This window comes from Streptomyces sp. NPDC048257 (assembly GCF_043201855.1).
In the GTDB taxonomy this organism is placed as follows: domain Bacteria; phylum Actinomycetota; class Actinomycetes; order Streptomycetales; family Streptomycetaceae; genus Streptomyces.
Map to the genome: position 1 here is coordinate 500,972 of NZ_JBICZI010000004.1, position 21,679 is coordinate 522,650.

The following is a 21,679-nucleotide window of genomic DNA, read 5'->3' on the forward strand; positions in this document are numbered from 1 at the left end:
GGGCATGGACTACGCAACCCTCAAAGCCCTCAAGCCCACCGAGTTCACCGAGGCGGCCGACGGATACCAGTCGGTCAGCGCGATGGCCGACCACGCCTACGGCAGCACCGAAGGACAGATCTCGGCGCGGCTGCGCGCCGGCCTCAAGGGGGCAGCGGTGACCGAGGCCCTGGTCCAGCTGCGGGACCTGGCCCAGAACTTCCACTACACGCAGGTCGAGTGCGGGCTCGCCGCCACCTCCCTCAACGCGCTCGCCGCCTCCTTCACCGAGGCGAAGCGGAAGCTCGACGCTGCCGTGAGTGACGCCGAGGCCCAGAAGTTCTCCGTCGGCGCCGACGGCTCGGTGAGCTTCCCGCCCGGCGGGACGGAGAAGGACGGCAAGCTGCCCGAGGGCGGCACGGTCAGCGGCAGCGCCAAGGGCAAGCCCTCGGGGAACGTCATCGACCCGACCAAGGACGCCAACGACCTCTCCGCCGCCCTGGAACGGCAGGCGGCGAACATCCACCCCAACCCGAACTTCGGCAAGGCGGTGGAGATAGCCAACCGGATCGCCCAGGCCGTCGCCGAGGCCACCGAAGCCGACACCCAGTGGGCCCCGCGCCTGCGCAAGCTCAAGGCGGACGACGACCTCACGGTCTCGGAGTCCGACTGGGCCGACGTCAAGGGCGACTCCGCCGCGGTCAGCAGCGGCGCCAAGGACTACCTCGACCACATCAAGCCCCCGCCGCCCAAGGGCAGCGACCCGCAGTTGAACGCCGAGTGGTGGAAGGGCCTGTCGGAGGAGGAGAGGGAGACCTACATCACCCTGAAGCCGGCGAGCGTCGGAGCACTGGACGGGCTCCCGGCGGACGTCCGCGACAGCGCCAACCGTACGGTCCTCGCGGAGACGCACGGCGCCTACAAGACCGAGCTGAACGCGATCCCCGGGGAACCGAAGCCCAAGTACCACTACGTCCAGCGCGGTCGCGCCTGGATGCGCGAAGAGACCGACGAGTGGAACGCCTGGAACGACAAGCACGGGGACCGGAGGGCCCATCTGAAGGACCGCCTGGAGGGCATGGACGTCATCCAGAAGCGCTTCGACGAGACCGGTGAGCGCGGACTGCCCCAGGCGTACCTGCTCGGTTTCGACGCCGAGGCGAACTCCGACGGACGCGTGATCCTGGCCAACGGAAACCCGGACACCGCGGACCACACGTCCATCTTCGTACCGGGCACGAAGACGACGCTGGGGACCATCTCCGACGAGGCCGCGAAGAGCGACGCCCTGTGGCGCGAGGCCTCGGCGCTGGCGCCCGGGCAGTCGGTGTCGACCATCACCTGGTTCGACTACGACGCCCCGAACACCATCCTCACCGAGGCCCCCCACGACAAGTGGGCCGAGCAGGGGGCGCCGACCCTGCGGCACTTCCTCGACGGCAACCAGGCGGCCCATCAGGCGGCCACCGGCGACACCGCGCACACGACGCTCATCGGCCACAGCTACGGATCCACGCTGATCGGCGACACGGCGAAGTACCGCAGTGACTACGCCGACAGCTGGGCCGACCCCATGCCGGTCGACGACGTGGTCGCGGTCGGCAGCCCCGGTATGCAGGCGGACCGCGCCGGAGACCTGGGCTTCCAGCCGAAGCACGTGTGGGCCATGGAAGGCGGGGGCGACGACAACGGGGTCACGCTCGGCGGCAGGCTCAGCGGTCTCGGTGACTGGGGGGTCATTCCCACGGACGAACGGTTCGGTGCCAACAAGATGCACAGTGATTCCCCGGGCCACGGGAACTTCTGGGACGAGACGGACGGTAAGCCGTCTGTCAGCCTTCAGAACCAGGCGGCTGTCATAGCCGGGCTCTACGGAGAAGTCGATCTGGACAGGAAGGCCCGTCAGTGAGTCGAAGGAACAGAAGCAACGTCACTGCACTGGCGCTCTTGGGCGCCCTGACCCTCGTATCGGGATGCACTCTCATGGACGACGAATCCTCCTCCAAGCGCACGTACGACCCGCAGCCGCGTACCCACCAAGAGGTGGAAGAGGAAGTCGGCGACCTGTCGAGCAGGGCCCTCGACATGACCCAGGTCAAGGGCAAGGTGACCGAGGGGGGACCGGCGACCTACCCCTGCGGCACGAGCGAGGAGAAGAAGCAGGGCCTCCGCAATGTCCGGCACGTCTGGTCCGTCTACGGCGTGGACCACGACACCCTCGACAAGGGCATGAAGAACCTCGCCGCGCAGCTGCCGGAGAACGGCTGGAAGGTCGTGAAGAACGGCCCGAACCTCAACACCGAGAGCAAGCGGATCGAGGTCCTGGCAGTCCACGAGGCGACCCACACCCAGCTCGAGGCCCGGTGGATGGACGGGTCCGGCGGAGGCGAGAACCTGATCAACTTCGCCGTGTACTCGCGGTGCTTCAAGGACACTGACCCGAAGTGAGCGCAGGCCCCCGGACCCGACGGGTCCGGGGGCTCCGTGGGCTCCGGGGGCAGGGGCCCGCGGCCCCGCTCAGCCGTACATGCTCAGCAGCTGCTCCGCCGAGAGTTCGGCGACGGCCTCCGCCGCCGCGCCGGGCAGCGGGAGCTCGAACCAGACCGTCTTGCCCCGGTGGGTGCGGCGCGTGCCCCAGCCAGCCGAGAGCAGGCCGACCAGCTGGAGGCCGCGGCCGCCCTCGTCCGTGTCGCGGGCACGCCGGCGCCGCGGCTGGACCAGGTTCGCGTCCCAGACCTCGCAGACCAGCGTGCGGTCCAGCAGCAACCGCAGCCGGATCTCGCCCTCCCCGTACCGCAGGGCATTGGTGACCAGCTCGCTGACCAGCAGTTCGGTCGTGTCCAGCAGGCCCTCCAGGCCCCATGCCGGGAGCTTCGCCCGGGCCAGTTCCCGGGCCCGGCCCACCGAACGGGCCTCGCGCGGCAGCTGCCAGTCGCCGACCGCGTCCACCGGAAGGCCCTGCACCCGGGCCATGAGCAGGGCGATGTCGTCCTCGCCGTGCCGGGTGTCGAGGGTGTTCAGCACGTGGTCACAGACGTCCTCCAGCGGGCGGACCGGATCGGCGAGGGCCTCGCGCAGCCCGCGCAGCCCCTCCTCCAGGGGATGGTCGCGGGACTCCACGAGCCCGTCCGTGTAGAGGGCCAGCAGGGCGCCCTCCGGCAGGTCGACCTCGACCTCCTCGAAGGGTTCGCCGCCCACGCCCAGCGGCATCCCGGGCGGCACCTCCAGGAGCAGTGCGGGCCGCGGGACGCCGGCCTCGTCCGGGGGTTCGACCAGCACGGGCGGCATGTGGCCCGCGTTGGCGATCGTGCAGCGCCGCGTCACCGGGTCGTAGACCGCGTACACGCAGGTGGCGAGGTACACCTCGGAGCGGTCCGCGTCCCGCGAGTGCAGGGCCGCCCGGGAGGCCTGCTGGGAGCCGCCGGGGGCGCCGAGGCCGCGGGCGATCTCGTCGAGGGCGGTCAGTACCTCCGCCGGTTCGAGGTCCAGCAGCGCGAGGGTCCGTACGGCGGTCCGCAGTTCGCCCATGGCGACGGCGGCCCGCAGCCCCCGGCCCATGACGTCGCCGACGACCAGCGCCGTGCGGTGCCCGGGCAGCTCGATGACGTCGAACCAGTCCCCGCCGACCTCGGTGGCCGCGTTGCCCGGCAGGTACCGGCAGGCGATGTCCAGGCCGGCCGCCTCCGGGTCGCCGGGGGGCAGCAGGCTGCGCTGCAGTATCAGGGCCCGTTCGTGCTCGCGCCGGTAGAGCCGTGCGTTGTCGATGCACACGGCGGCGCGGGCGGCCAGTTCCACGGCCACCGCCCGGTCGCGTTCGCCGAAGGGTTCGCTGCCCTTGGTGCGGGAGAACTGCGCGAGCCCGACCACGGTGTCGTGGGCGACCATCGGCACGACGAGCGTGGACTGGACGAGGTCCTCCGGTCCGCCGCCCTCGATCAGCCGCGGCCGCGCCGTACGCAGGGCCAGCGCGCCCGGTGACGCGGCCGGGTACCGGTGGATGTCGCCTACGGAGACCAGCGCGCCCGGACCGGACAGCGGGGCGTCCGAGACGGCGGAGGCGAAGGCCACCCGGCGCAGGGCGGCCGAGGGCGTACGCGCCGGGCCCTGGCCGGGCAGGCTGGGCACGCCGGGGCCCTGCGGCCGGGCGGGCCGGTCGTCGTCGCCGAGCAGCAGCCCCTGGTAGAGGTCGACGGCGGCCAGGTCGCAGAAGCCGGGGACGGTGACGTCGAGGAGTTCGCGGGCGGTGGTCTCCAGGTCGAGGGAGTTCCCGATGCGGTGCCCGGCCTCGTTGAGGAGGGCCAGATTGCGCCGGACCCCGGCGGCCTCGCGGGCGGCGAGGTGGCGGCGGGTGACGTCGGTGCCGATCCCCGCCACGCCGATCGGGCGGCCGCTGCCGCCGTGGACGCGGTAGAGGTTGATGGACCAGTGGCGGTTCTCCCGGCTGCCGGGGGCGGCGCCGGTGATGCGCAGGTCGGTCACCGAGTCCCCGGTGTCCAGCACCCGGCGCAGGGCATCGGCCATCCGGTCGGCCTCGTGCGCCGGCAGGTAATCGTGCACGGTCCGGCCGCGGTGCTCCTCGGCCGCGCCGCCGAAGACGGTGGCGAACCGGCGGTTGGCCCGCTGCACGGTGAGGTCCGTGCCGAAGAGCAGGAAGCCGAAGGGGGATTGGCCGAATATCGCTTGCGAGGCGGCCAGATCGGATTCGATCCGGCGCAGCGCGCGTACGTCGACGACGACACAGAGCGCGGCCCGTTCGGCGGTCTCGGTCTGGGTGGGCATCACATAGATCTCGGCCACGCCGTGCGCGCCGTTCCCGCCCGGGATCCGGAAGGGGATCAGGCCCGTCCATTCCTTGCCGTCGAGGATCTCGGCGACCTTGCGGTGCGCGTCGGGACGCAGCTCGGGCGGCATGAAGGCGTCGACCGGGTCGCGGCCCACGGCCTGGGAGGCCGTCAGTCCGAACAGTTCCTCGGCGCGCAGGCTCCACTGATCGATGAACCCGTCGGGCCCGATCGAGAAGGATGCGACCTTTATGTAGTCATATATAGAGCCAGGCGGACTGCTGTGCCACAGGGCGTCGTGCCATGTCTCTCGCGGCACGTCGGTCTGATGTGCCTGCGCAGGTATCTCGCTCACGCGACCGTCCCCTCCAGCTCACCGCAACCGGACCGGCCATGACCGAAGTATTCAGCACCACGGCCCCGGACGGCACGGCGTTCACGATCACAGCACGGTCTCGATGATTTCGAGCCATGTCACGCGATCTCCCCCGAGCTCCTACCCCGACTGCCGCCGGAAGACATCCCCCGAAGGTCACACGCCACCGTTCACCTTGTTACTCACCAGGAAGAGCCAACTCGAACCACACAGTCTTGCCCGACTTCCCGTGCCGGGTCCCCCAGCGCTGTGAGGAGACGGCCACCAGGTGCAGGCCGCGACCCCCCTCGTCGTCGTGGTTCGCGACCCGCTCGCGGGGCGGATCCGGAAGCGGATCAGAAACCTCCACGAGCAGGGCGGGTCCGCCCGCGGGGCTGTCGGCGGCCGGATTGCGCCGTTCCAGACGGACACCGATGGGGCCGGAGGCGTACCGCAGGGAATTGGTGACGAGCTCGCTGACCAGCAGGACGGTCACATCGCCGACGGCCTCCAGGCCCCACGCGTGCAGGGTTCCGCGCACGGCGTGGCGGGCGGTGCGGACGGCGCCGGGCTCGGCGGGGAAGGCCCACTCGGCGCACTCACCGTCTGTGTCGATCACGCCGATCACTTCCCGGGCCAGCAGCGACCCCAGTCCGGTTCGTCGGGGACGAAAGGGGGACGAGATAGGGATTAATAGCGACATACCCGATATTCGGGGCGTCGTACCACTCGCCCCCCCGCCCACCGGCGCACTGTGGCGCAGACGGCCTACACCGCGAGCGTCACGCGCCCCCGCTGCCGCGCCGGGCGCCGTCGCGACCGCCGTCACGGGCGCCGTCCCGGCGCAGTCGGCGTCCCGCCTCCGCGACCGCCGGCCGGTCCTGGTCGAGCCAGTCCACCGATTCCAGCTCCTCCGGGCCGAGCCAGCGCAGTTCGTCGTGGTCCTCCAGCGGCGCGGGCACTCCGGAGAGCAGCCGCGCGGTCCACACGTGCAGGACGAGGCCGGGCTTGAGCGGCCACTCCCCCGGGATCCGTTCCAGCGGCTCGGTCTCCACGCCGAGCTCCTCACGCAGTTCGCGCACCAGCGCCTCGGGGACGGACTCGCCAGGCTCGGCCTTCCCGCCCGGCAGCTCCCAGCGTCCGGCGAGCTCGGGCGGTGCGCTGCGGCGGGCGGCCAGCAGGCGCCCCTCATGACAAAGGGCTCCGCCCACGACCACTCGTACCGTCATGGGCGGAGCCTATGTCAGCGTCGTCAAGGGCAGCGACGCTCAGTTCATCGTGGCGGTCCGACCGATCCGCTCGACCCAGTAGAGCTGCTTGTGTCCTCGGTCCTCGAGGCTGTCGGCGACCTTCTGGGCCTCGGCCCGGGTGGCGTACCGGCCCACCCGGTAGCGGTTGCCGTTGTCGTCCTCACGTATGACCAGCCACGGGAGCAGGGCACCGCTGTCGTTCATTGCGTTTTCACCCTCCGCCGACGTACCTGTCCGGGAAACCGCATTGCGCATATGCCCGACCTTACGCCCGACCTTTACGGAGCGGATACGGTTTTTCACGAAGAGGTACCTCGCAGGCGTACGCATCCGGCCATGCGTACGAGTGGGCCGTGCGCGCCGGTTCGAACGGGGCGCACCGAGGGCCCGGGCGGGGCCACCGCGCCGCCGTACGACGGGCGTCCGCGCAGGTGGCGTCGAGCAAGCGGCACGGCGTCCCGGCCGGGCCCGGCCGCGCCGGTGGAGGCGGGGGTCCCGCCATACGGACCGAACAGTCCGGGGACGCGCGGACCGGGACGGCGCAGACGATCACCATCGCGCCGAAACCCGCCGGGCCGGCGGCGTCGCGCCGGGCGCGCGTGAACCCCCGGGCGGCGCCCGGGGGTTCACGCGCGAGCGGGAGCGGTCACCGCACGGGGAGGTGGTACGCCAGGCGGTAACGGTCCGCCGGGACCACCACATCGGCCGTCTCCACGGCCCGGCCGGAGGCGTAGTAGGTGCGGCCGATCACCAGCACCACGTGCCCCGGCACCCCGCCGAGGAGCATGATCTCCTCCGCCAGGCCGGGCCGCGCGCCGACCTCCTCGACCACGTTGTCCACGACGACGTCGATCGCGGCCATCCGGTCCACCACCCCGGAGCCGCCCAACGGCCCTTCCTCCGGCAGCATCACGGGGGTCCGGCCGGTCACGGCGAGCGGCTCCCAGGAGGTCGACAGCATCATGGCCTCCCCCGCGTCGCGGAAGACGTACCGCGTCCGCATCACGCGCTCGCCCGGCTCGATGCCGAGCCGCTTCGCGATCTCCGTGGGGGCGCCCGTCTGCTCGCTGCTCGACTCCCACGTGCCGCGCGCGCCCGCGTCGGCCTGTTCCTGCCGGAACGGCGTCGAGGCGCCGCCCGTGCGGTAGCCGGCGCGGGCGACCCGCCGCGGGACCGGCTGTTCCCGTACGTACGTACCGGATCCGGACCGGCCCTCGACCAGCCCCTCCGCCATGAGGACCTTGCGCGCCTCCAGGGCGACGGTGTCGGAGACCCCGTACTCCTCGCGGATGCGTGCCTGAGAGGGGAGCCGGGCGTGCGGGGGCAGAGAACCGTCGACGATCTTGCGTCGCAGATCCCCGGCCACGCGCAAATAGGCCGGCTGCTCACCGAAAGTCACTGGCCACTCCCATCAGGTTGACAGACAGCTACACCCTGGCAACCGACGGTTGAAGACCGCAAGCAAGGGCCAGAGTTTCACCCGAAGTGATGAAGCCAGGTCACTCAAACCCGTTACCATGCGTTACCCCGACGACGTCACACCGACTCCGACGAGGGGCCCCGGCCGGGCCCGTCCTCAAGGTCCTCCGGGTCGCCCTGGCTGTCCTCCAGCCACTGGGGAATCGCCGTCGAAAGCCCGTACGCACCGCGCAGCGCCTTCTCCGTCTCCAGGGACGGCGCGGCCGCCGCCCGGTCCCACTGCCGGTCGAACTCCGCCGGCGTCTTGGCCTGTGAGGCGCGCTGCCACTCCGCGCGCGCCGCCTCGATCTCCTTGAGCTGTGCCGGAACCACCTTCTCCAGCCCCGCCCGTGCCGCGTCCGCCTGCAGCAGCTTCGCCTCGGCGCCCAGCGCCGCGTGCACCTCGCGCGCCCACGCCCGGTACTCGGGCAGCGCGTCCTCCACGCCGCTCTCGGGAGGCCGGCTCATGACGAACTCCACGGTGTTGGCGGCCCGCAGGAAGGCCGCTTGCTCCGGCTTCAGCATGCCGGCGTCCTTGCGCAGACTGCCCCGCCACTCCTCGTCGGTGGTGCCGATCACGCAGAGCAGCTTCCGGTCCCCCTGCTGCCAGGACTCGCGCGAGGGCGCGTAGTAGAACATCTCCGCGTACTCGGGCAGCGCCCACGTGTCCATCGCGTACTCGTCCTGGGCCTTCCAGCACGCGTCCTCTGACTCGCGGCCGGACCCGCCGGGCTCCGCGACCTCCGCCGCCTCCAGGACCCTTGACGCGGTGACCTCACCGTGGTGCACCCGGGCGCAGTCGATCCGGTACGTCACGGGCCGCTCGTCGACCAGGTCCCCGCCCGGTACGTTGAAGCAGTCGCCCGCCTTCAGGTCGTCGGGGTCCGTGAGTTCGCCCTCGACGTCGGAGTACTCGGTCAGCGAGGTGAACCGGTCCTCGGCGGCGCCGAGGACCCGCCCGACGGTGAAGACCAGTCCGCCGGTCATCACCACCGACAGCACCAGGCCCACGATCGCCATCACCTTGCCGCGGTCCCCCCGCTTCTCTATCTGCACCAGGGCCGCGATGCCGAAGGCCATGCCGAGCGGCGGGAAGCACAGCAGCCCGGAGAGGAGCGAGGCGAGCGCGAAACCGTTGAGCTCCGGCGGACGCTGCTGGAAGCCCGGCGGCCGGCCCCAACCCTCCTGCGGGGACGGCGGGGGCCAGGAGTGGACCGGTCCGGGAGGAGGGCTCGGCGGGGTGCTCACGGGACGGACTCCATCGCGGGGGCGGCGCGGGGCGCGCCGCGAGGGCGCGAACGAATGCGCGAATAGTACGCAGCGGGGGCGACCGACAAGTCGGTCGCCCCCGCTGTTCTCACGGCCGGGTCACGGCCCGTGTCTCCGGCTGCTCAGAACTGGAGCGCCCAGGAGTCGATCTTCCCGGTGTCGCCGATCGCGTTGTCGTTCACGCGGAGCTTCCAGACACCGTTCGCCGTCTCCGCCGAGGCGTTCACGGTGAAGGTCCTGATGATGTTGTCGGCGCCGTCGTTGGCCCGGTTGTGCAGGGTGTAGACCGAGCCGTCGGGCGCGACCAGGTCCACCTTGAGGTCACCGATGTACGTGTGCTTGATGTCGATCGGGACCTTGAGCGCCGACGGGGCGTTGCCGATGACACCGCTGACGGTGATCTGCGACTCGGCGGTCGCGTTGTCGCCGACCGCGTGGTCCGCGGTGTTCTCGAAGCGCTTGCCCGGCGGGACGGGGCCCTGGGCGATCACGTGGAGCAGCCGGTTCGGGGAACCTGCGCCGCCGTTGGTCACCACGTTCGGGGTGGACGAGCCCACCAGGGCCGTGGCCACCTGGGTCGGCGTGCTGGCCGGGTTCTGCGAGAGGTAGACGGCGGCCGCGCCCGCGACGTGCGGCGTGGCCATCGACGTGCCGTTGATCGTGTTGGTGGCGCTGTCCCCGGTACCCCACGCGGAGGTGATGGAGGAGCCCGGCGCGAAGATGTCCAGCACGGAGCCGTAGTTGGAGTAGCTCGCCCGGGCGTCGGTGCTGGTGGTGGCGCCGACCGTGATGGCCTCGGTGACGCGCGCCGGGGACTTCCTGGAGGCGTCGACGGAGTCGTTGCCCGCGGCCACGGCGTAGGTGATGCCGGAGGCGATGGAGTTGCGGACGGCGTCGTCGAGCGCGGTGTCCGCGCCGCCGCCGAGCGACATGTTGGCCACGGCCGGCTTGACGGCGTTGCGGGTCACCCAGTCGATGCCCGCGACGACCTGGGCGGTCGTGCCGTTGCCGCTGTTGTCGAGGACGCGGACGCCGACGACCTTGGCCTTCTTGGCCACGCCGTACGAGCCGCCCGCGACGGTGCCGGCGACGTGCGTGCCGTGACCGTGGCCGTCCTGGGCGGTGTTGTCGTTGTCGATGGCGTCATAGCCGTAGGAGGCGCGGCCGCCGAAGTCCTGGTGCGTGATGCGGACACCGGTGTCGATGATGTACGCCGTGACGCCCTCGCCGGCCTTGTCCGGGTACGCGTAGCTCTGGTTGAGCGGCAGCGGGCCCTGGTCGACGCGGTCCAGACCCCAGGACGGCGGGTAGGGCTGGGTGGTGTTGACCGTGAAGGTGCGGTTCTGCACGACCGACTTGACCGCGGGGTCGGCGGCGAGCTTCTTGGCCTGCGCCTCGGAGACCTTGACGGAGTAGCCGTTGAGGGCGGCGCTGTAGGTCTTGTCTATCTTCGCGCCGTACCGCTTCGCGACGGCCTGACCGCTCGCGGCGGTCGAGCGGGCCGCGGAGTCCTTCAGGGTCACGATGTAGCTGCCGGGTATGGACCCCGGGGCTCCGGCGTTCTGGATCACACCCGGTCCGCCGGTGCCGGACGCCGATGCGGGAAGCGCGGACGACGCCGCGAGGGCGAGGGCCACGACCGCGGTCGCGCCGATGCCGGTGAATCTCCGGCGTGTGTGACGCATCACTGGCATGTGACGGGTCCTCCTCCTAGGTGGTGCACTGCGGGGGGCGCAGCGGCGCCACGCATGCGTGGCCATGACAACTCGGACGGCCCAACGGGCTGCCGCCTCCGAAAGGTTGATCCAGCCCTCGGCGCGACCACGAGGGAACAACCGACGCGTAACATCCGTGCCATCCACCGGCCATGCTTGAGCAAAGGCGCTCCACACATGACGCACGCACCCCCCGGTTACGTCTGTTCAGAGGACGGTACACGCGCGGACGTCCGGACTGCGCCTTGGGGGTGCCCTGTCTGCGGTGGGCCCTGGGACCTCGATTTCACGCCGGACCCGGCCGCGGCGCTGGACCCGTCCGCGGGACCGAATTCGCTGTGGCGGTACGGGTCCGTGCTGCCGCTGCCCGGCGCGTTCTCCCTTTCGCTGGCGGAGGGGCACACTCCGCTGGTTCCGCTGGCGGAGCGGATTCACGCCAAACTGGATTTCCTCATGCCCACCCTGTCCTTCAAGGACCGGGGCGCGGTGATGCTCGTGGAGCTCGCGCGGCGGCTCGCCCCGCAGCGGGTCGTGGCGGACAGCAGTGGCAACGCAGGGACGTCGGTGGCCGCGTACTGCGCACGGGCCGGGCTGGACTGCGAGGTCTTCGTGCCCGAGGGCACCTCGGAGAAGAAGACGGCACAGATGCGGGCGCACGGGGCGGTCGTCCGCGTGATCCCCGGCGGCCGCGAGGCCGCGGCTCTGGCCGCCCGTGCGGCGGCGGACGAGCCGGGGGTCTTCTACGCGAGCCACGTCTTCAACCCGTACTTCCTGCACGGGACCAAGACGTACGTGTACGAGGTGTGGGAGGAGCTCGGCGGCCGGCTCCCGGAGGTCCTGGTGGTCCCCGTGGGCAACGGCACCCTGCTGCTCGGAGCCGCGCTGGCCGTCGAGGAACTGGCCCGGCGCGGGGTGAAGCCGCCGGCCCTGATCGCGGTCCAGGCGGAGGCGGTGGCCCCGCTGGCCCGGGCGTTCGCCGCGGGCGCGGAGGACGCCGACCCGGTGGAGGAACGGCCGACCCTGGCCGAGGGGATCGCCATCCCGGCGCCGCCCCGCGCCCGCCAGATCCTGGCCGCGGTCCGCAAGTCCGGCGGCACCTTCCTGACCGTCCCGGACGAGCGCCTGCGCGAGGCCCAGCGGGACCTGGCCCGCCGCGGCCTCTTCGTGGAACCGACGGCGGCAGCCTGCTGGGCCGCGGTGGGCCCGTTCTCCCCCACGGACCCCTTGCAGGGCCGCACGGCCGTCCTCCCGCTCTGCGGCGCGGGCGCGAAGACGGGCCTGGCGCCCAACTGAGCCCCGCCGGCGCTTGGGGCGCTCCTCCAGCCCCGCCGGCGCTTGAGGCGCGGGGCCAGGGTGCCGGCACGCGCTCCACCCAGATGTCGGAAATCCGCGAGCCCAGGCCCATCCGGTCTGGTGAACTGACCCCATGACCACCCATGTTGATCTCCCGGCCAAGGCCACCGCGTTCGCGGCCCTGCACACCCCCACCGCCCCCCTCGCCCTCGCCAACGCCTGGGACGTCGCCGGCGCCCGCATCGTCGAGGCCGCCGGCGCCCCCGCCGTCGCCACCACCAGCGCCGGCGTCGCCTGGTCCCTCGGCTCCCCCGACGGCGACGCGCTCGCCCGCGACCGCGCCCTCGACCTCGTCGCCCGCGTGGCCGCCGCCGTCTCCGTCCCCGTCACCGCCGACATCGAGGGAGGCTTCGGCGCCGACCCGGCCGCCGTGGGCGAGACCGTCACCGGGGTCATCGCCGCCGGCGCGGTCGGCATCAACATCGAGGACGGCCACCGCGACCCCGCCGAGCAGATCGAGCGCCTCGCCGCGGCCCGCGCCGCCGCCGACGCCGCCGGGGTGCCGCTCTACATCAACGCCCGGGTCGACACCTACCTCAGGGGCTTCGGCGAGAGCGCCACCCGCCTCGACGACACCCTCGCCCGCGCCGCCGCGTACCTGCGTGCCGGAGCCACCGGCATCTTCGTACCCGGCGTCCTGGACCCGGCCACCGTCGCCGAGCTGGCCAGGGGCATCGACGCCCCCCTCAACATCCTGCTCGGCCCGGGCGCCCCGTCCGTCGCCGCCTTCGGCGCCCTCGGCGTGTCCCGCGTCAGCCTCGGCTCCTGGGTCGCCGAAGCCGCGTACGCCGTGGTCCGCCGCGCCGCCGAGGAGCTGATCTCCGAGGGCACCTACGGGGCCCTCGCGGACTCCCTCCCGTACGGCGAGCTGAACAGCCTGCTCAAGGGCTGAGACGCCCAGAAGCCTGCATGGGCCAACGACCATAGGATCCGAGCATGGACACCTCAACCCCCGTGGACGGCACGCCGGCCACGGCCGCCGCCACCGCCCCGCGCGGCAGGATCACCGGCGCCGTTTGGACCGCCCTCGTCCTCGTCTACGTGGTCTGGGGCTCGACCTACCTCGGCATCCGGATCGTCGTCGAGACCATGCCGCCGTTCCTCTCCGCCGGAGCCCGCTTCATCACCGCCGGCCTGGTGCTGGCCGCCGTCGTCGCCTGGCGCTTCGGTCCCTCCGCGCTCCGGGCCACCCGGGCACAGCTCGGCTCGGCGGTCGCCGTCGGCCTGCTGCTGATCCTCGGCGGGAACGGCCTGGTCGTCCTCGCCGAGACCTCGGTGCCGTCCGGCCTGGCCGCGCTGCTGGTGGCAGCGGTGCCGATGTGGGTGGTGGTGCTCCGGGCGAGCACCGGGGACCGGCCGCCGCTGCGCACCCTGGGCGGGGTGCTGGTGGGCCTCGCCGGGCTCGCGGTGCTGACCAGCCCCGGGCTCAGCGGGGCGGTGCGGCTGTCGGGGGTTTTGATGGTGCTGGCGGCCTCGGTCCTGTGGTCGCTGGGCTCCTTCTCGGCGTCGAAGCTGACGCTGCCGGCCAATCCCTTCACCGGCAGCGCGTACCAGATGCTCGCGGGCGGAGCGGCCGCCCTGGCCGTCGGCCTGCTGCGCGGCGAGCACCGCGGGCTGGACCCGGCGGCGTTCTCCACCGCCTCCTGGCTGGCCCTGGGTTACCTGGTCCTCTTCGGCTCGCTCGTCGGTTTCACGGCGTACGTGTGGCTGCTCCAGGCCGCCCCGCTGTCGCTGGTCTCCACGTACGCGTACGTCAATCCGGTCGTCGCCGTCGCCCTGGGCGCGCTGATCCTCGACGAGGCCCTGACCTGGCCGATCGTGGTCGGTGGTGCGGTCGTCGTGGCGGCGGTGGGCGTGATCGTCAGTACGGAGCGCAGGAAGAGGTAGGCCGGCAGGTCCCCATCGCCCGCGCGGGTGGTGCTCAGCCCCGCGCGGCCCGCTCGTACAGGGCCTTCGCGTGCTCGTCGAACAGCGCCGCCGTGGAGTCCACGTCCGTGTCCCCGCCGCTGAGCACCCCGATCAGCCGCCCGGCACGGTCCGGCCCGCCCCGGTCGGCGATCCAGGGGCTGCCGCTGGTCCCCGTCCAGAACCCGGCGCAGCTCATGTAGAGCATGTCGGGGTCGTCCTCGTCGTGGCGGGTCTGCGTCGTGCAGGAGACGGGCTTGTTCTTCGGGTTGTGTTCGGACTCCGGGTAGCCGACGACGGTCACGTCCCGGTCGTACCCGGAGGTCCATTCGGGCTTCGGGGCCTCGCCGGGGCCGCCGACCGCCTCCTGGACGCTGCGGCCGTCCTCGTCCGGTTCGATGGTGAGGAAGGCGAAGTCGGCGGTGTCCTCGCCCCACTTCGTCCAGCGGTCGTCCACGTGGATCGAACGGACCTTCCACACCCCCAGCGGCTGGGTGCCGGCGCCCTCGCCGGAGAAGGCCGGGGCGAAGGAGAGCTCGCCGATGGCCAGCCCGTCGTGGGCCACCTCGCCCGGCTGCCCGTCCTCGCCCGCGGGGGCCACGCAGTGCGCGGCGGTGGCGACGACGTTGCCCTCGGGGCTGTCGACGACGCTCGCCGTGCACCAGTGCTCGCCGCCCGCCATGAGTACTCCGACGGTGGGGAAGGGGAGCACCGGCCGCTCGCCGGGCGTCTTGAGGAAGGCGACGGCGAACACCGCCGCGATCCCCGCCGCGGCCGCCGCCGACGCCCCCCTCACCACCGTGCTCATCGCACGTCGGGATCGGGTGTCGGTGCCTTCATCACCTTGCTGATCCACTCCAGGGAGCCCTCCCTCATACCGCGCACGTACGACTTTCCGTTGTGCTCACCATCCTGGATCACCTGCAGCGCGGTGTGCACGGGGCCCTTCCCGAAGTCGTTCATGAACTTCTCGGCCTTGTCGCGGCCGCTCTCCGCGGTCCCGATCTGGAAGTTGACGTAGACGTCCGGACCGCCCGCGGCGATCAGCTTCGCGGCGAGCTTCTCCGGGTTGTCCGCGTCCATGGCCTGCGTGTTTCCCTTCCACAGCGGGGAATCGGGGACGATGTCGACCCCGCTCGCGATGGCGGCCTTGAACCGGTCGGGGTGCTTCAGGACGTGCTTGAAGGCGCCGAATCCGCCTGCGGAGGAGCCCATGAAGGCCCACCCGTCGCGGGAGGTGAAGGTCCGGAAATTGGCCTTCGTGAAATCCGGGATGTCTTCGACCATCCAGGTGCCCATCTTGGGCTGGCCGGGGATGTCCGAGGCGTCGAAGTGGTGCTTGGTGTCGGCGTTGTGCACCGGCATGATCAGGATGAAGGGCAGGCTCGTGCCGGCCTTGACCCCGTCGCTCACGGCCTGCTGGAGGCCGAGGCCGGGACCCGTACCCCAGTAGTTGGTGGGATAGCCGCGGCCGCCGGGCAGGGAGATCAGGACCGGGAAGCCGCTCTTGGCGTACCTCGGCTCGTCGTACTCCTTGGGTACCCACACCCATACGTCACCCGTGAAGCCGGACTTCTTGCCGGTGAGGGTGGTCCGGCCGATCTGCGTGCCGTCCGGCATCCGGTAGGTGCGGACGAACGAGGCGTTCGGCCCGGTCGGCATGAGGACCTCCGGCGGCACGTCGGCGGCCGCGACGGCCTTCTCCTGGGCCCTGCCGAAGGAAACCGGATCCCCTATGTCCGAGAAGAGGCCGTACTTGTACGCTGCCGCTCCGCCCCCGGTGAGGGTGAGCGCGAGCCCGGCGCCGATCAGGGCCAGGCGCAGGCGGTGGGGGCGACGGCCGCCCTGGGTCATGGGGCTGCCGTCGCCCTGCTGGTCATGCTGCACGGTTTTTGTCCCGTTCCTTCTCCGGCGCTCACCGGGAGCGCGGGTCGGACCGATCGGTCCCCCTTACACCCTTTACAGAGGTATGAACGACGGGATGGGTTGCCTGGGACGGGCGTGACGTGGCGAGCACCACGCGGGCGGCCGAAGCCGGACGACCTGCCCGGTCAGCCGGCCTCGGGCTTCGGGCCCTTGAGGACCTTGCTGACCCACTCCAGGGAGCCTTCCTTCATGCCCCGGACGTAGTGCCAGCCGTTGTGCTCACCGTTCTGGATGTCGCGGATGGTCATCTTGACGGGTCCCTTGCCGAACTGCTGCTGGAACTTCGTCATCCGCTCCTTCCCGCTCTCCTTGGTACCGATCTGGAAGTTGATGTAGACCTCGGGACCCTTGGTGTCGATCAGCTTCTGGGCGAGCTTCTCCGGGTTGTTCGCGTCCATCTCCGCCTGGTGGCCCTTCCACAGCGGGGAGTCGGGGACGATCTCGCCGCCGCTGGCGATCACGGCCTTGAACCGGTCCGGGTGCTGCAGGACGGTCTTCATGCCGACGAAGGCGCCGGAGGAGGAGCCCATGAAGGCCCAGCCGTCACGGGACTTGTACGTACGGAAGTTCGCCTTGGCGAAGTCCGGGACGTCCTCGGCGATCCACGTGCCCATCTTGGCCTGGCCGGGGATGTCGGAGCCGTCGTAGTAGTACTTGGCGTCCGGGTTGAGCACCGGCATGATCACGACGAACGGCAGGCTGGTGCCGGCCTTGGTGCCCTCGCTGATGGCCTTCTGGAGGCCGAGGCTGCGGTCGGCCCAGTAGTTGTCGGGGAAGCCGTTGCCGCCGGGGAGCGCGATGAGGACCGGGAAGCCGCTCTTGGCGTACTTCGGGTCGTCGTATTCCTTGGGCGCCCACACCCAGACGTCGCCCTCGAAGCCGGACTTCGCGCCCGCGAGGCGGGTCTTGGCGATGATCGTGCCGTCTTCGAGCTTGGCGGTCTGCCTGAAGCCGGACTTCGGGCCGGTCGGCATGAGCACGTCCGGGTCACCGGAGGGCTTGGCCTCGGTCGCGGGGGCGGTCGGGTCGGTCTTGCCCGTGGCCGGGGGCGGGGTGTTCTTGCCGAAGCTCACGGCCTCGCCGTTGCCGGAGAACCAGTCGAGCTTCCAGGCGGCGAACCCGCCGCCGCCGAGCAGGAGCGCGAGGGCGACCGTCGCGCTGATCCATATTCGGCGCCGGGAGCGCCGCGACTGCGGCTCCGGCCGCTGCGGGGGCCGCGACTGCGACTGCTGCTGATACTGGTGCTGCTGCTGGTACGGCGGCGGTTGCCGGTGCGCCGGACCCGGGTACCCGGGGAAATCCTGAGGGTGGCCCTGTTCCTGCCCCTGGGGCGGGTACTCCTGGTACGACGGCTGGTCATCAGGCCGCGGGCGCTGCGGGTACTGGTGCACGGACTTCGCTCCGAACGGTCATGACTGCCCCCGAGGGCAGAACGGCTGGGCATCCCCTACTTCTGATGTGCGAAACCCCCGCACAGTTCCAAATCAGAGCAAAATCATGCCAGGGATGCGGGCCGGATCCGGTCGGGCCTGCGGGCCTCAGCGCTGGGCGTCGAGCACCTCCGCGCACCGCCCGAGCAGCTCGATGAGCGACTCCCGCTCCTCACCTGTGAATGCGGCGGCCAGCGCGCGCTCCACCCGCACCGCCCCGGAGTCCGCCAGCTCCATCACCCGGCGCCCCTCGTCCGTGAGCCGGGTCTCCAGCACGTTGCGGTGCCACTCGTGCGGAGTCCGCTCGATGAGCCCGCGCTCCTGCAGGTTCTTCAGCACGGTGTTCATCGTCGGCGGGGTCACCCCGCACAGCCGGGCGAGCGCCGCGGCCGAGAGGCCGGGCTTCTCCGCCAGCCAGAGCAGCGCGGCGTACTGCGGAACCGTTACTGCGGCCGGCTTGCACGCCGTGTTCTTCGCCGCGAGAAGCGCCTGCTCAGCACGCTTGAGGTGAGAGCCGATGCGCTCCTCGGGGGCCATGGAGGTCATGCCCGCATCCTACGGCCACCCTTGCATCCATTAGAGCTCTAACATACATTCGCCCTCACCTACTCAGTAGAGGACGATGATGAAGACGACGTCATTCCTGGCCACTGCCCTCGCCCCCACCCTGACCGCGACCCTGGCCGTGGCCGTGGCCCTCGCCCTGGGAGCGGCCCCGGCGCAGGCGAAGGCGCACCCCCCGGCGGGCGGCGACCCCCGGATATCCACGGCCTTCGCCCTACCGGGTGCCAAGGTCTACCCGGAGGGCATCGCCACCGACCCCCGCTCGCGCACGGTCTACGTCGGCTCGTACGCGGACGGCACCGTCTACCGGGCCCGCCCCGGCCGCCCCGAGGCGGAGGTGTTCCTGCCCTCCGGCACCGACGGGCGCCACACGGCGAACGGCCTGCGGGTCGACGCCCTCGGCCGCCTGTGGGTCACCGACTCCACCGCGGGCGTGGGGGTCTACGACACCGCCGACGGGTCCCGCCTGGCCCACTTCGAGGTGGACCGGGGAGCGGGAGCCCCCGCCCACTTCATCAACGACCTGACCCTCACCCCGGACGGCACCGCCTACCTCACGGACAGCATCCGCGGGGTGATCTACCGCGTGACCCCGCAGCAACTGGCCGCCGGCAGCGGCGCCCTGACCGAGGCCTACGACCTCACCCCGGCCCTGCGCCCCCGCCCGGCGGGCGACTTCAGCCTCAACGGCATCGTCTCCGACCGGGCCGGCCGCTACCTCCTCACCGTCGACATGCCGACGGGCGACCTCTACCGCGTCGACCTGCGCACCGGCGCCGTCCGCCGCGTCGACCTCGGCGGCGGCGACCTGAAGGCCGCCGACGGCCTCGACCTCTCCCCCGACGGCACCCTGCGCGTGGCGCACAACACCACCAACACACTGACCCGCTGGCAGGTCTGCGCGGACGGCACCCGCGCACGCCTGACCCGTACGATCACGGACCCGTCCCTGCAGATCCCCACGACCCTCGCCCACACGGCGGGCCGCACGCTGGTGGTCCGCTCGCAGTTCGACAAGGGCGGCCCGATGTCCCCCGGCTCGGGCACCCCGACCACCTTCACGGTCGCCGCGGTCCGCGGTCTCTGACCGTACGCACCGTCACGCAGCGCTCAGCGAAGGCGCGTTGAATCATTCCTGGCGTTCCGGCGGGCCCGCACGTCGGAGACCGCGTACGGCGCCATGGGCAGCAGCATGACCGGCGCGGCCCACAGCGGGAGCGTGAAGAGCGCCCCGTCGCCCGCCAGCCACCTGGTGAGGAGGGCGACCGGCAGGCCGACTGCGAGCGAGAGCGCCCACCGCTGGTGCAGGCGCATCTCGCCGCGTCGCAGCTCCCAGGCGACCGTCGCCGCGCCGAGGGCCAGCCAGAAGGCCATGTGGCCGGGGGTCACGTCCAGTCGGGTGGTCCACCGCACCAGGTAGGAGAAGAGCAACAGCCAGCCGAGCACGTAGCCGGCCATGGCCAGCGTGCGCAGCGCCCGGCGGGCGAAGGGGGCGCGCGCCCGCGCCCAGGCCGCGGCGAAGGCCCGTACGTCCGGGCCCACCACGTCCTGCGCGGTGCGGCCGGCGGCCTGGGCGTCCTCCAGGTGCGCGGAGAGCTCGTCGAGCATCTCCCGCATGGCCGCGTCGTCGACCCCGCGGTACTCCCAGTTGCTGCGGCAGGCCGCGAGTATCTGCTCGTTCGTCATGGTGCGGTTTCCCCCGTGGGTTGCGTACCGGTGTCCAGGATCCGGCCCACCTGCCCGGCGAAGGCCGCCCAGTCGGCCCGGCCCCCGCCCAGCTCGGCGTGCCCCGCCTCGGTCAGGCGGTAGTACTTGCGCGGGGCGCCGCCACTGGGGGACGGGGCGCGGTACGAGGAGATGAGCCCCGCCCGCTCCATCCGTGCGAGCAGTGGATAGATGCTGCCGTCACTGACGAGGTCGAGCCCGCCCTCGGCGAGCGCTTGCGCGAACTCGAAGCCGTAACGGGGCCGTTCGGCGATGAGGGACAGCAGGCAGAGGTCGAGCACTCCGCGCAGGAGCTGACTGCGCCGCTGGTCACCGGTCGCGGTCGGCTCCTTTGTCATGCGGTACAAGATAGTCACCAACTTCCTTGTACCGCAAGACAGTCATCTGCTCCCTCCCGGCGTCACGGCGCGATGTTGTGGTTGAGGCGGAACAGGTTGCCGGGGTCGCGGCGCCGCTTGACCTCCCTCAACCGGTCGTAGTTCTGCCGGTAGTTGGCCCGGACCCGGCCCTGGTCCTGGTCGTCCCGGTCCATGAAGTTGACGTACCCGCCCGCCATCGAGTGCGGCTCCAGGGCGGCGGCGAAGCCGCGCACCCAGTCCGTGTTCGCCTCGCATCCGGCGCGCGTGGGCATCGTGGGGCTGAGGGCGGTCGCGAAATCGGCGTCGCGGTAGGCGAAGGCGGTCGCGTCGGGAGCCACCCGGTGGCAGGCCCCGTCGATCGGGAACACCACCGTCGAGCTCTGGATGGAAGGGGTCCGGGCCCCGTACTCCACGTACGCGTCGACGGCCCCGTCCGGCAGCCCGCGGCTGAAGGTGCCCTTCCAGTAGTGGAAGAGCCCCGCCGGGAGCAGCTCGTCGAACAGGGTGTTGACCACGGGGTACGGCATGCGCTCCAGATGCCGGCCGACGACCGGCCCGAGGCCGGCCAGGCGGGCACGGATCTCGTCGTCGCGCTCCTCGGGCCCGCTCCAGCAGGCGAGGACCGCGCACAGCGGCCTGCCGTGCCAGCGCTCGGGCAGGACCGGAAGGGGCGGTCCGAGCCCTACGACGGCCAGCGCGCCGAGGCTCTCGTCGGAGTCGGCGATCAGCGCGCGGTAGCGCCGCAGTACGTCGCCGTCGAGCGGGTAGAAGGTCGGGCCGCCCAGGACCGTGTCCACGGGGTGCAGCCGGTGGAGGAAGGAGGTGACGACCCCGAAGTTGCCGCCTCCGCCGCGCAGGGCCCAGAAGAGGTCGGCGTCGCGCTCCTCGCTGCAGGTCACGAAGGAACCGTCGGCGGTGACGACATCGGCCGCGAGGAGGTTGTCGCACGCCAGCCCGCAACGCCGGGCCAGGTGGCCCAGGCCGCCGCCGGTGGTGAGCCCGCCGATGCCGGTGCTGGACACCACTCCCCCGGTGGTGGCCAGACCGAAGGCGTGCGTGGCGTGGTTGAGGTCGGCCCAGGTGCAGCCGCCCTCGGCCCGCGCCGTGCGGGTCGTGGGGTCGACGCGGACCGCGCCCATCCGGGAGAGGTCGAGCACCACCCCGTCGTCGCAGGTGCCGTGGCCGCACACGCTGTGACCGCCGCCGCGGACCGCGAGCAGCAGGTCCTGCTCCCGGGCGAAGTTCACGGTGGCGATCACGTCACCGGCGTCGGCGGCCCGGACCACGGCCGCGGGCCGCTTGTCGTGCATCGCGTTGTACACCCTGCGCGCCCCGTCGTATCCGGGCTCGCCCGGCCGGATCAGGTCTCCGTGCACGGCCGCCCGCAGCTGCTCCACGCGTGCGCCGTCCAGGGCCGGTGCGAAGGTGCTCATGACCGCCACCGCCTTCTCGCTCCACTGCCCCCGAGGGCTTCGATGAGTCCGTTGTAGGCGCGGCAGGGGGTCGGGCTCATCGCCGGAACCGCCCATCCCGGCGGATCGCGCATGGGCGGAACGGCCCATGCGGCCCATGCGGCCCGTACGGCTCACGCGGCTCACGCGGTTCACGCG

Annotated in this window: 20 protein-coding genes; 6 read left to right on the forward strand and 14 right to left on the reverse strand. The window is 71.9% G+C overall.

Annotated features, from left to right (window positions below; all coding sequences use genetic code 11):
• Nucleotides 1–4 precede the first annotated feature (4 nt).
• On the forward strand, nucleotides 5–1,888 hold the full coding sequence (locus tag ACGFZK_RS12875; protein ID WP_393848880.1) for an alpha/beta hydrolase: 1,884 nt from the start codon (nucleotides 5–7) through the stop codon (nucleotides 1,886–1,888).
• Between the two features lie 74 nt (nucleotides 1,889–1,962).
• Entirely contained in the window at nucleotides 1,963–2,427 is a 465-nt protein-coding gene (locus ACGFZK_RS12880) for a hypothetical protein (protein WP_393848881.1), read from the forward strand.
• Between the two features lie 69 nt (nucleotides 2,428–2,496).
• Here ACGFZK_RS12880 and ACGFZK_RS12885 read toward each other — a convergent pair whose 3' ends face one another.
• From ACGFZK_RS12885 to ACGFZK_RS12915, 7 genes are all read right to left on the reverse strand, one after another.
• A complete protein-coding gene (locus ACGFZK_RS12885; protein WP_393848947.1) occupies nucleotides 2,497–5,106 on the reverse strand; it encodes a SpoIIE family protein phosphatase in 2,610 nt (869 codons plus the stop codon).
• A 208-nt stretch (nucleotides 5,107–5,314) separates the two neighbouring features.
• Complete coding sequence (locus tag ACGFZK_RS12890) at nucleotides 5,315–5,743, reverse strand: ATP-binding protein (protein WP_393848882.1); 429 nt, start codon at nucleotides 5,741–5,743, stop codon at nucleotides 5,315–5,317.
• Between the two features lie 154 nt (nucleotides 5,744–5,897).
• Nucleotides 5,898–6,344, reverse strand: a complete 447-nt coding sequence (locus ACGFZK_RS12895) for a (deoxy)nucleoside triphosphate pyrophosphohydrolase (protein ID WP_393848883.1) — start codon at nucleotides 6,342–6,344, stop codon at nucleotides 5,898–5,900.
• A gap of 39 nt (nucleotides 6,345–6,383) precedes the next feature.
• Entirely contained in the window at nucleotides 6,384–6,569 is a 186-nt protein-coding gene (locus ACGFZK_RS12900) for an SPOR domain-containing protein (protein ID WP_030764821.1), read from the reverse strand.
• 442 nt (nucleotides 6,570–7,011) lie between these two features.
• The gene (locus ACGFZK_RS12905; RefSeq protein WP_052873914.1) at nucleotides 7,012–7,764 is read right to left on the reverse strand and encodes a GntR family transcriptional regulator; all 753 of its coding nucleotides are present in this window, start codon (nucleotides 7,762–7,764) and stop codon (nucleotides 7,012–7,014) included.
• A 137-nt stretch (nucleotides 7,765–7,901) separates the two neighbouring features.
• A complete protein-coding gene (locus tag ACGFZK_RS12910; protein ID WP_393848884.1) occupies nucleotides 7,902–9,071 on the reverse strand; it encodes a DUF4190 domain-containing protein in 1,170 nt (389 codons plus the stop codon).
• A gap of 143 nt (nucleotides 9,072–9,214) precedes the next feature.
• Entirely contained in the window at nucleotides 9,215–10,786 is a 1,572-nt protein-coding gene (locus ACGFZK_RS12915) for a S8 family serine peptidase (protein WP_393848885.1), read from the reverse strand.
• A gap of 198 nt (nucleotides 10,787–10,984) precedes the next feature.
• Between ACGFZK_RS12915 and ACGFZK_RS12920 the strand changes: the two genes are divergently transcribed.
• The 3 genes from ACGFZK_RS12920 to ACGFZK_RS12930 all read left to right on the forward strand — a co-directional run bounded on the left by ACGFZK_RS12920 (nucleotide 10,985) and on the right by ACGFZK_RS12930 (nucleotide 14,047).
• A complete protein-coding gene (locus ACGFZK_RS12920) occupies nucleotides 10,985–12,100 on the forward strand; it encodes a threonine synthase (protein WP_393848886.1) in 1,116 nt (371 codons plus the stop codon).
• A 133-nt stretch (nucleotides 12,101–12,233) separates the two neighbouring features.
• A complete protein-coding gene (locus tag ACGFZK_RS12925; protein ID WP_393848887.1) occupies nucleotides 12,234–13,052 on the forward strand; it encodes an isocitrate lyase/phosphoenolpyruvate mutase family protein in 819 nt (272 codons plus the stop codon).
• Between the two features lie 44 nt (nucleotides 13,053–13,096).
• Nucleotides 13,097–14,047, forward strand: coding sequence for an EamA family transporter (locus ACGFZK_RS12930; protein ID WP_393848888.1), 951 nt, complete (start codon nucleotides 13,097–13,099; stop codon nucleotides 14,045–14,047).
• 34 nt (nucleotides 14,048–14,081) lie between these two features.
• On the opposite strand, the gene ACGFZK_RS12935 is transcribed toward ACGFZK_RS12930, so the two are convergent.
• The 4 genes from ACGFZK_RS12935 to ACGFZK_RS12950 form a co-directional block, all read right to left on the reverse strand.
• A complete protein-coding gene (locus tag ACGFZK_RS12935) occupies nucleotides 14,082–14,873 on the reverse strand; it encodes a trypsin-like serine peptidase (protein WP_393848889.1) in 792 nt (263 codons plus the stop codon).
• Complete coding sequence (locus ACGFZK_RS12940; protein WP_393848890.1) at nucleotides 14,870–15,952, reverse strand: alpha/beta hydrolase; 1,083 nt, start codon at nucleotides 15,950–15,952, stop codon at nucleotides 14,870–14,872. The genes ACGFZK_RS12935 and ACGFZK_RS12940 overlap by 4 nt, the downstream gene beginning before the upstream one ends.
• A gap of 164 nt (nucleotides 15,953–16,116) precedes the next feature.
• Nucleotides 16,117–17,382, reverse strand: coding sequence for an alpha/beta hydrolase (locus tag ACGFZK_RS12945; protein WP_393848891.1), 1,266 nt, complete (start codon nucleotides 17,380–17,382; stop codon nucleotides 16,117–16,119).
• 147 nt (nucleotides 17,383–17,529) lie between these two features.
• Nucleotides 17,530–17,967 (reverse strand): MarR family winged helix-turn-helix transcriptional regulator, encoded by a 438-nt coding sequence (locus tag ACGFZK_RS12950; RefSeq protein ID WP_393848892.1) that lies wholly within the window; start codon nucleotides 17,965–17,967, stop codon nucleotides 17,530–17,532.
• 79 nt (nucleotides 17,968–18,046) lie between these two features.
• Here ACGFZK_RS12950 and ACGFZK_RS12955 point away from each other — a divergent pair, with 79 nt between their 5' ends.
• Nucleotides 18,047–19,072, forward strand: a complete 1,026-nt coding sequence (locus tag ACGFZK_RS12955; protein WP_393848893.1) for an SMP-30/gluconolactonase/LRE family protein — start codon at nucleotides 18,047–18,049, stop codon at nucleotides 19,070–19,072.
• A 23-nt stretch (nucleotides 19,073–19,095) separates the two neighbouring features.
• On the opposite strand, the gene ACGFZK_RS12960 is transcribed toward ACGFZK_RS12955, so the two are convergent.
• The 3 genes from ACGFZK_RS12960 to ACGFZK_RS12970 all read right to left on the reverse strand — a co-directional run bounded on the left by ACGFZK_RS12960 (nucleotide 19,096) and on the right by ACGFZK_RS12970 (nucleotide 21,502).
• Nucleotides 19,096–19,671: a hypothetical protein gene (locus tag ACGFZK_RS12960; protein ID WP_393848894.1), complete on the reverse strand. Its 576-nt coding sequence runs from the start codon at nucleotides 19,669–19,671 to the stop codon at nucleotides 19,096–19,098.
• Nucleotides 19,668–20,048, reverse strand: coding sequence for a PadR family transcriptional regulator (locus tag ACGFZK_RS12965; protein ID WP_393848895.1), 381 nt, complete (start codon nucleotides 20,046–20,048; stop codon nucleotides 19,668–19,670). Before ACGFZK_RS12965 ends, ACGFZK_RS12960 begins: the two co-directional genes overlap by 4 nt.
• A gap of 62 nt (nucleotides 20,049–20,110) precedes the next feature.
• Nucleotides 20,111–21,502 (reverse strand): FAD-binding oxidoreductase, encoded by a 1,392-nt coding sequence (locus ACGFZK_RS12970; RefSeq protein ID WP_393848896.1) that lies wholly within the window; start codon nucleotides 21,500–21,502, stop codon nucleotides 20,111–20,113.
• Nucleotides 21,503–21,679: the final 177 nt, after the last annotated feature.